The organism is Rathayibacter sp. YIM 133350 (assembly GCF_037404875.1).
Taxonomy (GTDB): domain Bacteria; phylum Actinomycetota; class Actinomycetes; order Actinomycetales; family Microbacteriaceae; genus Orlajensenia.
This window is the reverse complement of the sequence record NZ_JBBELO010000013.1, coordinates 42,402-57,280: the sequence shown is the minus strand read 5'-3', so window position 1 is coordinate 57,280 and position 14,879 is coordinate 42,402. Positions and strand designations below refer to the sequence as shown.

Below are 14,879 nucleotides of genomic sequence, written 5' to 3'. Positions count from 1 at the left end.
TGGCGTTCCCTTCGACAGGCTCAGGGAACAGCCCCCTGCGAAACCGCACCACCCCGGTCCGCTGAGCCTGTCGAAGCGCGGTGACGTGCCTGCCCAAGTCCCGCTCGCTGAGCCTGTCGAAGCGTCGTGACGTGCGGGCCGAAGTGGGTGGCGTTCCCTTCGACAGGCTTAGGGAACAGCCCCCTGCGAAACCCCACCACCGCGGTTCGCTGCGCCTGTCGAAGCGTCGCGACGTGCCTGCCCGAAGCGGGTGGCGTTCCCTTCGACAGGCTCAGGGAACAGCTCCCTGCGAAACCCCACCAGCACGTGCCTCCGCAGGGACTCGAACCCTGACTGAAGCGATTTTAAGTCGCCTGCCTCTGCCGATTGGGCTACGGAGGCCGGCAGCCCTTCCACGTTAATGCACGAGACGCCCCCAGCCGTGCGGCTGGGGGTGTCTGCGGGTGCTGCCTACTTGGCGACGACCTTCTCGGCCGGAACCTCGATCAGGGTCGGTTCCTCGGCGGCCGCCGGAGCATCCGTCGCGGCTGCGGCAGGCTTGCGGCGCACCGGAGCCTTCTTCGCGGCCGGCTTCTCGACGGCGGGCTTGGCGCCGGCCGGCTTCTCGACGGCGGGCTTGTCGGCGGACGGAGCCGCCGCAGGAGCCGCTGCCGGGGGCTTCGGCCGCGCCGCGAACTCCTCGAAGACGGCGCGGGGGGTCTGCAGCGCCTCGATGGCCACGATGTCGCGGCCGAGGAAGAAGCCGCTCACCCAGTCTCCGACGACGCGCAGCTTGCGCTCCCAGCTCGGCATGGCGAGGCCGTGGTAGCCACGGTGCGCGATCCAGGCGAGGAAGCCGGTGATGGCGATCTTTCCGGACTGGAAGACGCCGATGCCGAGGCCGAGACCCGCCACGGCACCGAGGTTCTTGTGGAAGTACTCCTTGGGGCCCTCTCCGCGCAGCGACGCGACGAGGTTCTTCGCGAGCAGCTTGCCCTGGCGCACGGCGTGCTGGGCGTTCGGCACGCAGAAGCCGCCGACGCCGCCGCCGGTGAGGTCGGGAACCGCGGCGACATCCCCGGCACCCCAGGCGTCGGCGATGAACTCGTCATCGGTGCCGACGCGCAGGTCGGCGCGCACCTTCAGGCGGCCGCGCTCCTCGATGGGCAGGTCGGTGTTGCGCACGATGGTCGGATTGGCCATGACGCCGGCCGTCCAGACGATGAGGTCGGACTCGAAGCTCTCACCGGTCGAGAGCTCGATCTTGCCGCCGACCGCGCTGGAGAGCTGCGTGTCGAGGTGGATCTGCGCGCCGCGCTCTGCGAGGTTCTTGATGACCCAGTGGCTCGTCTTGAGCGAGACCTCGGGCATGATGCGGCCCATCGCCTCGATGAGGTGGAAGTGGGTGTCCTCGAACGTGATCGTGGGGTACTTGGAGATCAGCGCGGAGACGAGCGAGCGCAGTTCGGCGAAGATCTCGATGCCGGCGAAGCCGCCGCCGACGACGACGAAGGTGAGCAGGCGGTCGCGCTCGGGACCTGCGGGAAGCAGCGCCGCCTTGTCGAAGTTGGTGAGCACGCGCTGGTGGATCGCGGCCGCCTCTTCGATCGTCTTCAGGCCGATCGCCTCATCGGCGACGCCCGGGATCGGGAAGGTGCGCGAGACGGCGCCCGCCGTGACCACGACGATGTCGTACTCGAACGCGTAGGGCTCGCCGACCGGCGGGGTGATCGTGGCGGTCTTCGCCGCGTGGTCGATGTAGGTGACCTTCGCGTTGATCACCTCGGTCTTCTTCAGGTGACGTCGGTGGGCGACGACCGCATGACGGGGCTCGATGGAGCCGGCGGCCACCTCGGGAAGGAAGGGCTGGTAGGTCATGTAGGGAAGCGGGTCGACGACGGTGACCTCTGCCTCACCAGGGCGCAGCCACTTCTCGAGTTTCCATGCCGTGTAGAAACCGGCGTAGCCACCGCCGACGATCAGAATTCTGGGCACAGTGAAGGATCTCCTCGAGTGATCATGAAGCGCGGAAACACCTTACTTGCGGAGCGTCCGCCTGATATGCCGTGTGGCCCCGATGCCCAGCAGCACTCCCATCGTACCAAACCCCACGAGCACGGCGAACGGCACGGTCAGGTAGGTGAGCGTCCAGGTGGTGGGCAGGAGGCTCTCGGCAAGGTCGCGTTCGGGGCGGGGCGGATCGGGCGTGGGCGTGACCGGGGGCTGCGTTGGTGAGGCCGTCTCCGTGCTCGGAGTCTGGGCTCGCCGGTGCAGGCGGATCCACTCCTTGAGCTCGTCGGCGGGCGTGGTCGTCGCCGGCTCGACATCCGCCGTGAGGGCCGCTGCGGCGTCGATGAGGCCGTTGCCGTAGATGGGGCTCGGCACCTGGTGTCCATCCGCGTCGGCCGTCGCGACCACGCGCTGGATGGCGTCGGCGGCATCCAGCTTCGGGTACGCCGAGCGCACGAGGGCGATCAGGCCCGAGACGATGGGCGCCGCCCCGCTGGTCCCGTCCCATTTGACGTAGCCGCCTCCGGGCACGACGCCGACGAGGTCTTCGCTCGGCGCAGCCACCGAGATCGTGATGCCCTGCGAGGAGGCGTCGAAGCTGGCCTCTCCGTTGCGGTCGACGCCCGCCACCGCGACGACGCCGGGGATGGTCGCGGGCGCGCCGACCTGCGTCGTTCCGGCACCGCGGTTGCCCGCGGCCGCCACGACCACGACGTCGTGCTCGAACGCGTAGAGGAATGCGTCATCCCAGCTCTCGGGCCAGTCCAGGGTGTTGCGCGTGAGCGACATGTTGATCACCTTGGCTCCCGCATCCACCGCCCAGCGCACCGCCGTCGCGATCTGGTCGTCGGTCGAGATCGATGAGGCGCCCTCCTGGCCGAAGGCGACGGATGCGCTCAGGATGTTCGCCTCGGGCGCGACGCCCAGCACCCCGTTGCCGGTGCCCGTGCCCCGGCCGGCGAGCAGGGAGCCGACCATCGTGCCATGGTCGCTCTCCTCGCCGACGGGCTTCTCGCCGTTCGCCGCGCCGAGCCCCGAGACGTCCGTTCCTCCCACGACCACACCGCGCAGCTCCGCAACGGTACCGTCGACACCCGTGTCGATGACGGCGACGGTGACGCCCTGTCCCTTGGAGGTGTTCCAGGCCGTCGTGAAGCCGTAATCGGCGAGCCAGTACTGCAGGTCGCGCACGGAGTCGGCATGCGCCGGACTCGCCTCGACGACGACGGGGCTGACGCCCAGTGCGACGACGGCGGCGACGGCGAGGCCGCCGGCCGTCCGTCGCCAGAGCCGCCTCACTCCGCCTCGTCGATGCCGTAGTCGAGGCAGTCGCAGACCTGGGGGCTCCAGGTCGAGCGTTCGAGCGCGAGGTCGCCGATGGGATTCACGCCGGGCCCCGCGGAAAGCGCGTGGGCCGCGACCGCGTGCAGGCACTTGACCCGATCGGGCATGCCCCCGGCCGAGAAGCCCGCGATCTCGTCGACCACGAGAATGGACTCGCGATCGGCGAGGTAGGACTCGTGCGCGCGCCGGTAGCCCTGCCGCAAGGTCTCGTCGTCGGCGAGCATGGCGTTGAACTCGTTCATCACCTGGGTCGCCTCGAGGAACGACATGGCGGCGGTCGCCGCCGGGTGGCTGAGGTAGTAGAGGGTGGGGAACGGGGTGCCGTCATCCAGGCGCGGCGCGGTCGCGACCACGGTGGGGGCGCCGCAGACGCACCGGGCCGGAATGCCGATGACGCTGCGGACGGATCGCCCGAGTTGGGCGGAGACGATCGCGATGTCGCGCGCTGATGCCGGTTCGAAGGGCGGGGTGCTCACGGGGTGGGCTCCGGTGTCGGAGCTGCGGGGGCGGGCGCAGCGGGCGCGGCAGGCGCGAGTCCGGCCGCCATGGTGGACGCGAACAGCGACCGCATCCAGTTGGTGGACGTGCTCTGCACCGTGTCGCTGACGGGAGCGGGCTCCTCCGCCGCGGCCAGGCCGGGCAGGTCGTTGATCACGAGGAAGCTGACCTCGCCGGGCAGGACGTAGCCCAGCCGCTCGCGGGCCTGGGTGGTGATGAAGGTCGCGTCGTTCCAGCGCTCACGTTCATCGGTGAGCTTCTGCACGGTGACCTTCTGCTCGTTCACCGTGCTCTGCAGCGCCGAGATCTGCTGGCGCTGCGCCAGCCAGGACTGCACGCTCGGCGCGATGACGATGACCGCGAAGATCGCGAGGGCGAGCATGATGAGCGTGAAGCCCGAGAAGCGCATGCCGCGCACCCAGCCGCCTGCCGTCTGGGCAAGGGGCGGCCGGGTGCGCCGCGCGTCGTCGGAGGTTGCCACGAGCATCCTCCAATACTGATCAGCCCTGGAAACGGGGGAATGCCGAGCGGCCGGCGTAGACCGCGGCCTCGGCGAGCTCCTCTTCGATCCTCAGAAGCTGATTGTACTTAGCCACCCGCTCGCTGCGAGCAGGCGCTCCGGTCTTGATCTGGCCCGCATCCGTCGCGACGGCGAGGTCGGCGATCGTGGTGTCCTCGGTCTCGCCCGAGCGGTGCGAGAGGATCGTCGTGTAGCCGCTGCGCTGGGCGAGGGCGACCGCGTCGAGCGTCTCGGTGAGCGTGCCGATCTGGTTCACCTTGACCAGCAGCGAGTTGGCCGCACCGCGACGGATGCCGTCGGCCAGGCGCTTCGGGTTCGTCACGAACAGGTCGTCACCGACGATCTGCACCTTTCCGCCGAGTGCCGGGGTGAGGGCGGCGTAACCGTCCCAGTCGTCTTCGGCGAGGGGGTCCTCGATGGTGACGAGCGGGTAGTCGGCGACGAGCTTGGTGTAGTACTCGATGAAGGCGTCGGCCGAGAGCTGCTTGCCCTCGAAGTGGTAGGCGCCGTCACGGTAGAACTCGGTGGAGGCCACGTCGAGTCCGAGCGCGATGTCGCGGCCGGGGGTGAAGCCCGCCTTCTGGATCGCCTCGAGGATGAAGTCCAGCGCATCCGTCGATGTCGCGATGTCGGGTGCGAAGCCGCCCTCGTCGCCGAGGCCGGTCGCCAGGCCCTTGGACTTCAGCAGTCCCTTGAGTGCGTGGTAGGTCTCCACGCCCCAGCGCAGGCCCTCGGAGAATGTGTCGGCGCCGAGCGGCACGATCATGAACTCCTGCGTGTCGATGCCGTTGTCGGCGTGCGCACCGCCGTTGATGATGTTCATCAGCGGAACGGGCAGGGTGTGCGCGTTCGCTCCGCCGACGTAGCGGAACAGCGGCAGGTCGAGCGAGTCGGCCGAGGCACGCGCGACGGCGAGGCTGACGCCGAGCAAGGCGTTCGCGCCGAGGCGGCTCTTGTTCTCGGTGCCGTCGAGCTCGATCAGGGCGGCGTCGACGAGACGCTGCTCGGTGGACTCGAGGCCCTCGATGGCGTCGGAGACCTCGTCGAGCACGGCGTCGACGGCCTTCAGAACGCCCTTGCCGCCGTAGCGGCCGGCGTCGCCGTCGCGCAGCTCATAGGCCTCGAAGGCGCCGGTGGATGCGCCCGAGGGAACGGCGGCGCGGGAGACGGTGCCGTCTTCGAGCAGCACCTCGACCTCTACCGTGGGATTCCCGCGGGAATCCAGAATTTCACGAGCGCCAACTGCCTCGATGAGAGCCACAACTATCTCCTTTTGGAACCGGAAAGGATGAACCGGAACACCGTCGTTCCGCGTTCAGTCTAGTGACCGGGCACCGAGCGGCTTGAAGTCGAGGTTCTGCGCGGCAGCACCCGAGGCGACGAAGGCGTACCGCCCGAAACCGTCCTCCTGAGCACGTTCGAGCAGGGCGCGGATGTTCTTCGAACGCGCTGCAAGGCGCACCCGGGTGCCGGAGGCGACGAGCTGCGCCTTCAGGGCGACGAGTTCAGCCGGCTCGGCGTTCTTCTCGTGGATGAGCAGCACCGCATCCGCCGCGGCGTGCTCGTCGCCGTCGAGCAGGTCGATGATGCGCTCGAAGCCGATGGAGAAACCGCAGGCGGGCGCGTCGGCACCGAGGAAGCGACCGATCATGCCGTCATAGCGGCCGCCACCGCCGAGGGAATAGCTCAGCTCGGGGTGGGAGATCTCGAAGATGGTGCCGGTGTAGTAGCCCATTCCACGCACGAGCGTGGGGTCGAAGTCGAGCTCGATGCCGCTGACCGCATCCTTGATCGATCGCAGCTCGGCGTAGACGTCGAGATCGAGCCATGCCGGCGGCGGCACCGTGCCGTCGTGCAGGTGCCAGCCCGCGTTCGGGATGCTCTCGAGCGTCTGCGCAACCTCCGCCGTGTCGACACCGAGCTCGGCCAGCTCGGCGCTCACTCCACTGACTCCGATCTTGTCGAGCTTGTCGATGATGATGAGCGCGCGCTCGTGGAGTTCGGCGGGCACGTTCCAGAACGAGAGCAGCCGGGTGAGGATGCGGCGGTCGTTGATGCGGATGCGGCAGCCGGCCAGGCCGAGGGCGTCGATGGCACTCGCCGTGGCCGTGATGAGCTCCACTTCGGCGAGCGCACCGGCCTCGCCGATGATGTCGATGTCGCACTGCAGGAACTGGCGGAAGCGCCCCTTCTGCGGACGCTCCGCGCGCCACACCGGCGCGATCTGGATCGACCGGAACACCGCGGGGAGCTCGGCGCGGTGACTCGCATAGAACCGCGCGAGCGGCACCGTGAGGTCGTAACGCAGCCCGAGGTCGGCGAGGCTGAGGGCATTGCCGGATTGCGCGGCCGCCTGGAGCATCTCGTCGGTGATGGCGCGGCGCATGACGGCGAACGCGAGCTTCTCGTTGTCCCCACCCAGACCGGAGTGCAGGTAGGCGGCGTCCTCCATGACCGGCGTCTCGATCTCGTCGAACCCGTGCAGCGCGTAGGCCCGCCGGATGACGCCGAGGGCGTGCTCGCGACGGGCTTTGTCGGCGGGCAGGAAGTCGCGCATGCCGCGGGGCGGGGTCACAGTCTGGGCCATTGCCCCATTGTTTCAGGTGGAGGCGCTCGGATACTCCCGCAGGAGGATTGCCGACCGGATGCCCCTGCGTAGCATGAGGGCATGTCGTTCCAGGGCGTTGAGCACGGCTGGGGCGCCCAGCCGCGCCAGCACGGCTGGGGCGGTCCTCCTCCTGCCATCGCCCTCGTGGCTCCCGTCGCGCTCTCGGTGGCGACCCAGGCCATCGCGATCGTCGTGGCCGTGCGGTTCGGAAACGGAGTGGGGGCGTGGCTCTCCGTTCTCGCGCTCCTGGCCAGCGGCCTGCTGCTCGGCAGCCGGCGCTTCCCGGGCGCGGTCGCCCTCACCGTGGCGATCGCCTGCGCGCCGGCGGTCGCGCTCTGCCCCGGTCCTCCGTTCGCAGCCATCCCCGTCGCGTTCGGCGTCCTCGCGGCCGGGGCGCGCGGCCGACGGCAGTTGGCGTGGAGCAGCGTGGGAGCCTTCGCGGCGATCGGCATCGGCCTCGGCCTTCTCGACGACGGCGCGATCGGCCTCATCCGCCCGCTCATCGCGGCGTTCGTCGTCTCGATGTTCGTCGCCTTCGGTGAGGCCCTGCGGGAGCGCCGGCAGCGTTACCGTGCCCTGTCGCTCAGCGTCGCGGCGCAGCGGGCCGCGGATGCCGAGGCCGAGCGCCTGCGCATCGCCCGCGAACTGCACGACGTGCTCGCGCACTCGCTCTCGCAGATCAGCGTGCAGGCGGGCGTGGGGCTGCACCTGTTCGACAGCACCCCGGAACAGGCTCGAGCCAGCCTCGCCGCCATCCGCTCCACGAGCGTCGCCGCCCTCGACGAGGTCCGTGCGGTGCTCGGCGTGCTGCGCTCCGACGGGGAGCCCGGCGAGCGCACCCCGGCACCCGGGCTCTCGCGCCTGCCCGCGTTGATCGAGCAGTTCCGGTCGGGCGGCCTCGCGGTGAGGTTCGACGACGGCCTCACCGACGACCCGCCTCCCGCGGTGCAGTCGGCTCTCTTCCGGGTGATTCAGGAGAGCCTGACGAACGTCGTGCGGCACGCCGGCGCGACGACGGCGACGGTCAGCCTCGAGCGGCGGGGCGACGAGTACGTCGTCCAGGTCGAGGATGACGGCGTGGGCGGGGTGCCGGCTGCGGAGGGCGGAGGCCTCACCGGCATGCGCGAGCGGATCGGCCTGCTGAACGGCAGCGTCGAGGTGACCCCGGGCTCGAACGGCGGCCTTCGCGTGAGCGCCCGGATACCGGTGACGGCATGAATCCCGCCGACCCGGCTGGAATCGGCACGGCGACAGAGCCCGTGATCCGCATCCTCATCGCCGACGACCAGCAACTCATCCGGGCGGGCTTCTCGGCGCTGCTCTCCTCCGAGCCCGACATGAACGTCGTGGGCGAGGCCGCGACGGGACGGGATGCCGTGGCCGCCGCACGACGGTTGCGGCCCGACGTCGTGCTCATGGACATCCGGATGCCGGACGGCGACGGCCTGTGGGCGACGGAACAGCTCGTCGGCGACGAGCGGCTGGGCGGCACGCGCATCGTCGTCGTCACGACCTTCGAACTGGACGAGTACGTCGCCACGGCCATCCGCGCCGGCGCGTCGGGATTCCTCGTGAAGGACACCGAGCCCGCAGAACTCATCCGGGCGGTGCGCGTCGTCGCCCATGGCGACGCACTGCTCTCCCCCGGCGCGACCCGCCGCCTTCTCGAACAGGTCTCCCGTCGCCTTCCGGAGACCTCGGCATCCCCCGACCTCGCGGCACTCACCGACCGCGAGCGCGAGGTGCTCGGCCTCGTCGGCGCCGGGCTGACGAACAGCGAGATCGGGGAGCGGCTGTTCATGAGCCCGCTGACGGCGAAGACCCACGTCTCCCGGGTGATGGGCAAGCTGCACGCTCGCGATCGCGTGCAACTCGTGATCGCGGCCTACGACGCGAAACTGGTGCAGCCGGGCGGACGCTGACTGCTCCCCCGGGTGTACCCAGATCGCTCCCTCGGGCGGATTCGCCCGGGCCGTGGCTCGCGAACACTGGGGACAGGCCCGAACGAGGCCTGTCACAGAAAGGCACCATCATGATCAGCACACTCACCGCAGCGAGCCTCGCCACGCACTGGGCGGGACCATGGGCGGGTGGATTCGGCTGGCTGTTCCTGCTTATCCCGCTGTTCTGGATCACCGTCTTCGTGCTCATCTTCACGTTCGCGGGCCGCCGCTGGCGCCGCTTCGACGGGGGCGGATACGGGCCGTGGTCGGCGCCGTCCCGCGCGGCCGAGCAGGTGCTCGCCGAGCGCTACGCCCGCGGCGACGTCGATGAGCAGGAGTACCGCGCGCGCCTCGAGGTGCTGCGGGCCAGCCGCCCCGACGGCCGCTGAGCCGGCTCCCGGGTCACGAGGCTCGAACCGCCTCCGCTTCGCGCACGTCGTCGCGCAACCCGCGTACGGCGGCGCGGAGCGCCCGTTCCGGATCCTGGCCGCGCTCCCGAGCCGTCGCAACGAGCGCCATGAGGTGGGCACCGAGCGCGGCCTCGTCGTCGAAGGCGGGCGCATCCGCATCCTGACGCCCCACACCCACCCTGGCGGCCTTCGCGAGGGTCTTGTCGGCGAGCGCGAGGGCCGGCATCCCCTGGGGAACCCCGTCGAGCACGCTCGTTCGGTGCGGCTTCTCGTCGGCCTTGAGCTCGTCCCAGAAACCGACGACGTCTTCGGCGGTGGCCGCCTCCCGATCGCCGAAGACGTGCGGATGCCGTCCGATCATCTTGGCCGTCATATGCGCGGCGACATCCTCGATGCTGAAGTCCTCGCCGGGCGTCGTCGCGGCGATGTCGGCGTGGAAGAGCACCTGGTAGAGCACGTCGCCGAGCTCCTCGATCATCTCCGCGCGATCCCCCGCCTCGATCGCCTCGATCAGCTCGTGCGTCTCCTCGACGAGATAGCGGACGAGGGATTCGTGCGTCTGCTCCGCATCCCACGGGCATCCGCCGGGTGCCCGCAGCAGTGCAACGACCCGGACGAGTTCGTCGAGCTCAGTCATGTGCTCATCGTACGAGCGGCCGGCGCCGAAGTGGATGCGAACAGGCCCCGATGACCCGGGGTCGCCGTCGCTAGTCTGTAATCGGTGTGCCGGGAAGTCTGGTCGGCGTAGCGTCGCCGTGCCGATCGAGAGGTGATCATGGGGCTTCTGCGTTCCGAGCGCTTCTCCGCCGCCGTGTTGCTCGTGTCGGCCGTCGCCGGGCTCGTGCTCGCCAACACCGCCATCGGTCCCGCGCTGGTGCAGGCGCGCGACACCTCTCTCGGAATCCCCGGGATCGGCCTCGACCTCAGCGCCGGTCACTGGGTGAGCGACGGCCTTCTCGCCGTCTTCTTCTTCATCGTCGCCGTCGAGCTGCGACGCGAACTCGTCATCGGCGACCTGAACAGCGTGGGAAAGGCCGTGCTTCCCGCGATCGCCGCCACCGGCGGCGTCATCGTTCCCGCCGCGATCTACCTCGCCATGACCGCGGGTTCCGGGCTGGGGCACGGCTGGCCCGTCCCGACAGCGACCGACATCGCCTTCGCCCTCGGGGTGCTCGCCGTGTTCGGCTCCGCCATCCCCACCCGGGTGCGGGTGTTCCTGCTCGCCCTGGCCGTGCTCGATGACCTCGTCGCCATCCTCATCATCGCGTTCTTCTTCACGACGCAGGTGGCCTTCGCCGACATCGGCCTGGCCGCTCTCACGCTGACCGTCTTCGGCGCGCTCAGCCGGATGCTGCGGTCGCGTTCGCCCTGGATCCTCGCCCGCCGCTCACAGTGGCCGATCGTGCTCGTGCTGTGCCTGCTCGGCGCCCTCACCTGGTACTTCGTCTACCGGTCCGGGGTGCACGCCACCATCGCCGGCGTCGCTCTCGGCCTGGTCATCTCGCGTCGACCCGGCGGTCGTGCCGTGCACGCGATGGAGCCGTTCTCGAACGGCGTCATCCTGCCGCTGTTCGCGTTCACGGCGGCACTCGTCGTCATCCCCGCGGTGACGCCCGCCGAGTTGAGTCCGGCGTTCTGGGCGATCCTCGTCGCGCTTCCCGTCGGCAAGCTCGTCGGCATCACGCTCGCCGGCGGCATCGGCACCCTGCTCGTGCGTCGCACCGCCGGCATCCCGTTGCAGCTGCTCGACGTGGCCACCGTCGCCGTGCTCGGCGGTATCGGGTTCACCGTGTCACTGCTGATGAACGATCTCGCCTTCCGCGAGCATCGCGAGGTCGCCGACGAGGGCACCCTCGCCGTGCTGCTCGGCTCCGGCATCGCCATCGTGGCGTCGGCGACGGCCGTCAGCCTGCTTTCTCGGCGGTATCGACGACTTCGGCAGCGGGCGCCGGAAAGATCACCGTCAGGAGCTGGGTGACCCAGGCGATCAACTCGGCGTCCTCGGGCGCCTGCCCGTTGCTGAGGGGAAGCGGCACCGAGATCGAGCCGTTCTGGGTGAAGTAGCGCGCCCCCGGATACATCCGCTGCAACCGGATCTGGAGCGAGTCCGGCAGCGTGGCCGGTGCGATGCGCAGGTTCGATCCCATCGCGACGACCTCGCTGAGGGATGCCCGCTGCGCCTGCCGCCGCAGCCGCGAGACCGCAATGAGGGTGAGCACGGCCTGCGGCGGCTCGCCATAGCGGTCGGCGAGTTCCTCGAGCACGCGGTCGATGGCGTCGTCGGAGGCCGCGGGCGACGATGCGGTCGAGAGCTTCTGGTAGGCCTCGAGGCGCAGCCGCTCGCTGTCGACGTAGTCCTCGGGAATGTGCGCATCCACCGGCAGTTCGAGCCGCAGCTCGGTCTGGCCCTCCGCGACGTCGCCGCGGAAGGTCGAGACCGCCTCGCCGATCATGCGCAGGTAGAGGTCGAAGCCGACCCCCGCGATGTGTCCGGCCTGCTCGCCGCCGAGCAGGTTGCCGGCTCCGCGGATCTCGAGGTCCTTGAGCGCGACCTGCATGCCGGCGCCGAGCTCGTTGTTCGCCGCGATCGTGGAGAGCCGGTCGTGGGCCGTCTCCGAAAGCGGCGTGTTCTCGTCGTAGAGGAAGTAGGCGTACGCGCGCTCGCGCCCGCGACCCACCCGTCCGCGCAGCTGGTGCAGCTGCGAGAGTCCGTACTTGTCTGCGCGGTCGATGATGATCGTGTTCGCGTTGGCGATGTCGAGGCCGGTCTCGATGATCGTCGTCGAGACGAGCACGTCGAACTTGCGCTCCCAGAAGTCCACGACGATCTGCTCGAGCGTGTTCTCGTTGAGCTTGCCGTGCGCCACCGCGATGCGCGCCTCGGGAACGAGCTCCGCGAGCTGGGCGGCGACCCGGTTGATCGATGAGACCCGGTTGTGCACGAAGAACACCTGGCCTTCGCGCAGCAGCTCGCGACGGATGGCCGCGGCCACCTGCTTCTCCGAGTACGGTCCCACGAAGGTGAGGATCGGATGCCGGTCCTCGGGCGGGGTGGCGAGCGTCGACATCTCGCGGATGCCCGTCACGGCCATCTCGAGCGTGCGCGGGATGGGCGTGGCGCTCATGGCGAGCACGTCGACGTTGGTGCGCAGCTTCTTCAGCTTGTCCTTGTGCTCGACGCCGAAGCGCTGCTCCTCGTCGACGATCACGAGGCCGAGGTCTTTGAACACCACGTTGTCGCTCAGGATGCGATGCGTGCCGATGACCACATCCACCGTTCCGTCGGCCAGGCCCGCGATGGTCTCGCGCGCCTCCCGGTCGCTCTGGAACCGGCTGAGGGCGCGCAGGTGCACGGGGAAGCCGGCGAAGCGCTCCTGGAAGGTCTCGAGGTGCTGCTTGACGAGCAGGGTCGTCGGGACGAGCATGACGACCTGCTTGCCGTCCTGCACCGCCTTGAAGGCCGCGCGCACGGCGACCTCGGTCTTGCCGAAGCCGACATCGCCCGAGAGCAGCCGGTCCATGGGGATGGGGCGCTCCATGTCGGCCTTGACCTCGTCGATCGTCTGCACCTGGTCGGGCGTCTCGACGTAGGGGAAGGCCTCCTCGAGCTCGCGCTGCCAGGGCGTGTCTGGCCCGAACGCGTGCCCGCGGGAGGCCATACGGGCCGAGTACAGCTTGACGAGCTCCACCGCGATGTCGCGCACGGCCTTGCGCGCCTTGCTCTTCGCGGCCGACCAGTCGCTTCCGCCCATCTTCGACAGGCTGGGCGCCTCTCCCCCGACGTAGCGCGTGAGCAGGTCGAGCTGGTCGGTGGGCACGTACAGGCGGTCCCCGGCCTGGCCCCGCTTCGACGAGGCGTACTCGAGCACCAGGTACTCGCGCACGATCGTGGGCTGCTGGGCGATGCCCGCGGTGCGGCTGGGGCCGGTCGGACGCGCGCCGGAGGCGACCGTGCGCTGGGTCATCTCGACGAAGCGGCCGATGCCGTGGGTCTGGTGCACGACGTAGTCGCCGGGCTTGAGGGCGAGCGGGTCGACGACGTTCTTGCGGCGGCTCGCGAGCTTCTTCGGGCCACCGGCCGAGTATCCGGCCGTGCGGCCGTAGAACTCGCCCTCGCTGAGCACGCCGAGACGGGTCTCGGGCAGCTCGAATCCGCGGGAGATCGGCGCCTGCACGAGGTAGGCGACCCCGGGTTCCGGATGCTCGGGGAAGTTCTCCACGACCCTGCCGGCAAGTTCCCGCTCGGCGAGCACGTCGCGGGCACGGTCGACCAGACCGTGGCCCGCGGCCGCGATCGCGAGCGACCAGCCGTCGCCGAGCCGCGCGGCGACGTGCTCCACGGCGCCCTCGACGTTCCCGGCGAAGCTCGGCACGCTGTCGGCGGCGACGCGAACATAGTCATCGAGGTCGGCGTCGCCGGCATCGAAGCTCGAGAACGTCCACCAGGGGTGATCGGGCGCGGGGCTGCCCGGAGCGGCGAAGCGGGTCGAGTCGCGCAGTTCGACGAGGGTGAGGAAGTCACCGGACTCGAGGTCGATCGGCGCCTCGGCTCCCGCCGTCGCGGCCGTCCAGGCCGCCGCGAGGAACTCGCGGTTCGTCTCGCCGAGGCTCGCGGCCCGGCTCGCCACGCGCTCGGGCGAGAGCACGGCGATGGGGGCGCCATCGGGGAAGTAGGAGGTGAGCGGTACGAGACGCTCCACGAGGGCGGGCGCGAGCGACTCCATGCCCTCGACGGGGATGCCGGCCGAGATCTTCGCGAGCATCTGCGACAGGCTCGGGAACTCGTGCTCCATCTCGGCCGCGCGCTGGCGCACCGCATCCGTGATGAGCAGCTCCCGGCTCGCGGTCAGGCTCACCGAGGGGATGGGCTCTGGCAGCGAACGCTGGTCGGCGACCGAGAAGGCGCGCACCTGCTCGACCTCGTCGCCGAAGAACTCGACGCGGTAGGCGTGGTCGGCCACGGGCGGGAAGACGTCGAGGATGCCCCCGCGCACCGCGAACTCCCCACGACGGGTGACCATGTCGACCCGGTTGTAGGCGAGGTCAACGAGCTCGGTCGCGATCTGCGCGAGGTCGTAGCCGCGCCCGCCCGCGGCGAGCTCGACGGGATCGCGGTCGGCGAGGTTGTCGGCGAGCGGCTGCAGGGCGGCACGAACGGACGCGACGACGACAAGGGCGGGACGGGCTGCGGCATCCGCCTGCTCCCAGCGGCGCAGCGCCATCAGGGTCTCGATGCGCCGCCCCACGATCTCGGCGCTCGGGCTGAGCCTCTCATGGGGCAGGGTCTCCCAGGCCGGGAAGTCGAGGATCACCGCGTCGGGGAGGTACGCCGACAGGCTCGTCTCGAGGGCCTCGGCCTCACGGCTCGTGGCCGTGATGATGAGTGCAGCCTGCGGGCCGCGGTCGCCGGTTCGTCGCTCCAGCAGCCCGGCCAGCAGAGGGGGGTTGAGGCCCTCGGGAAGGGAGAAGTCGGCGTCCCGGCTCGCCGAGTCGAGAGCGGATTGGAAGGTGGAGGCGCGCGAGAGCGCGGAAACGAGGCCCTGCAGCATCACCGCACAAGTCTACGC

Annotated in this window: 12 protein-coding genes and 1 tRNA gene; 4 read left to right on the top strand and 9 right to left on the bottom strand. The window is 70.1% G+C overall.

Annotated features, from left to right (window positions below; translation table 11 throughout):
- Positions 1-307 precede the first annotated feature (307 nt).
- The 7 genes from WDJ51_RS03205 to hisS form a co-directional block, all read right to left on the bottom strand.
- A tRNA-Leu gene (locus tag WDJ51_RS03205) sits at positions 308-381 on the bottom strand.
- A 69-nt stretch (positions 382-450) separates the two neighbouring features.
- Positions 451-1,974, bottom strand: coding sequence for an NAD(P)/FAD-dependent oxidoreductase (locus WDJ51_RS03200; protein ID WP_337850988.1), 1,524 nt, complete (start codon positions 1,972-1,974; stop codon positions 451-453).
- Between the two features lie 42 nt (positions 1,975-2,016).
- On the bottom strand, positions 2,017-3,288 hold the full coding sequence (locus WDJ51_RS03195) for a S8 family peptidase (RefSeq protein ID WP_337850987.1): 1,272 nt from the start codon (positions 3,286-3,288) through the stop codon (positions 2,017-2,019).
- A complete protein-coding gene (locus tag WDJ51_RS03190) occupies positions 3,285-3,809 on the bottom strand; it encodes a DUF501 domain-containing protein (RefSeq protein ID WP_337850986.1) in 525 nt (174 codons plus the stop codon). Before WDJ51_RS03190 ends, WDJ51_RS03195 begins: the two co-directional genes overlap by 4 nt.
- Positions 3,806-4,312 (bottom strand): FtsB family cell division protein, encoded by a 507-nt coding sequence (locus WDJ51_RS03185; protein WP_337850985.1) that lies wholly within the window; start codon positions 4,310-4,312, stop codon positions 3,806-3,808. Before WDJ51_RS03185 ends, WDJ51_RS03190 begins: the two co-directional genes overlap by 4 nt.
- A gap of 19 nt (positions 4,313-4,331) precedes the next feature.
- On the bottom strand, positions 4,332-5,612 hold the full coding sequence (eno, locus tag WDJ51_RS03180; RefSeq protein ID WP_337850984.1) for a phosphopyruvate hydratase: 1,281 nt from the start codon (positions 5,610-5,612) through the stop codon (positions 4,332-4,334).
- Positions 5,613-5,666: 54 nt separating this feature from the next.
- Entirely contained in the window at positions 5,667-6,938 is a 1,272-nt protein-coding gene (gene hisS / locus WDJ51_RS03175) for a histidine--tRNA ligase (protein WP_337850983.1), read from the bottom strand.
- Positions 6,939-7,019: 81 nt separating this feature from the next.
- Between hisS and WDJ51_RS03170 the strand changes: the two genes are divergently transcribed.
- The 3 genes from WDJ51_RS03170 (at position 7,020) to WDJ51_RS03160 (ending at position 9,291) form a co-directional block, all read left to right on the top strand.
- Positions 7,020-8,177, top strand: a complete 1,158-nt coding sequence (locus WDJ51_RS03170) for a sensor histidine kinase (RefSeq protein ID WP_337850982.1) — start codon at positions 7,020-7,022, stop codon at positions 8,175-8,177.
- A gap of 41 nt (positions 8,178-8,218) precedes the next feature.
- Complete coding sequence (locus WDJ51_RS03165) at positions 8,219-8,881, top strand: response regulator transcription factor (protein WP_337850989.1); 663 nt, start codon at positions 8,219-8,221, stop codon at positions 8,879-8,881.
- 110 nt (positions 8,882-8,991) lie between these two features.
- Positions 8,992-9,291: an SHOCT domain-containing protein gene (locus tag WDJ51_RS03160; protein WP_337850981.1), complete on the top strand. Its 300-nt coding sequence runs from the start codon at positions 8,992-8,994 to the stop codon at positions 9,289-9,291.
- A 13-nt stretch (positions 9,292-9,304) separates the two neighbouring features.
- Here the strand turns inward: WDJ51_RS03160 and WDJ51_RS03155 are convergent, their stop codons facing one another.
- Positions 9,305-9,949 (bottom strand): MazG family protein, encoded by a 645-nt coding sequence (locus tag WDJ51_RS03155; RefSeq protein WP_337850980.1) that lies wholly within the window; start codon positions 9,947-9,949, stop codon positions 9,305-9,307.
- A gap of 138 nt (positions 9,950-10,087) precedes the next feature.
- Here WDJ51_RS03155 and WDJ51_RS03150 point away from each other — a divergent pair, with 138 nt between their 5' ends.
- On the top strand, positions 10,088-11,290 hold the full coding sequence (locus tag WDJ51_RS03150; protein WP_337850979.1) for a Na+/H+ antiporter NhaA: 1,203 nt from the start codon (positions 10,088-10,090) through the stop codon (positions 11,288-11,290).
- Here the strand turns inward: WDJ51_RS03150 and mfd are convergent.
- The gene (mfd, locus tag WDJ51_RS03145; RefSeq protein WP_337850978.1) at positions 11,217-14,864 is read right to left on the bottom strand and encodes a transcription-repair coupling factor; all 3,648 of its coding nucleotides are present in this window, start codon (positions 14,862-14,864) and stop codon (positions 11,217-11,219) included. The two genes, WDJ51_RS03150 and mfd, sit on opposite strands and share 74 nt — an antisense overlap.
- Positions 14,865-14,879: the final 15 nt, after the last annotated feature.

Excerpts from the sequence above, each read along its gene's own strand:
- hisS (WP_337850983.1), bottom strand. The coding sequence starts at position 6,938 with ATGGCCCAGACTGTGACCCCGCCCCGCGGCATGCGCGACTTCCTGCCC.
- WDJ51_RS03170 (WP_337850982.1), top strand. The coding sequence starts at position 7,020 with ATGTCGTTCCAGGGCGTTGAGCACGGCTGGGGCGCCCAGCCGCGCCAG.
- WDJ51_RS03160 (WP_337850981.1), top strand. The coding sequence starts at position 8,992 with ATGATCAGCACACTCACCGCAGCGAGCCTCGCCACGCACTGGGCGGGA.
- WDJ51_RS03155 (WP_337850980.1), bottom strand. The coding sequence starts at position 9,949 with ATGACTGAGCTCGACGAACTCGTCCGGGTCGTTGCACTGCTGCGGGCA.
- WDJ51_RS03150 (WP_337850979.1), top strand. The coding sequence starts at position 10,088 with ATGGGGCTTCTGCGTTCCGAGCGCTTCTCCGCCGCCGTGTTGCTCGTG.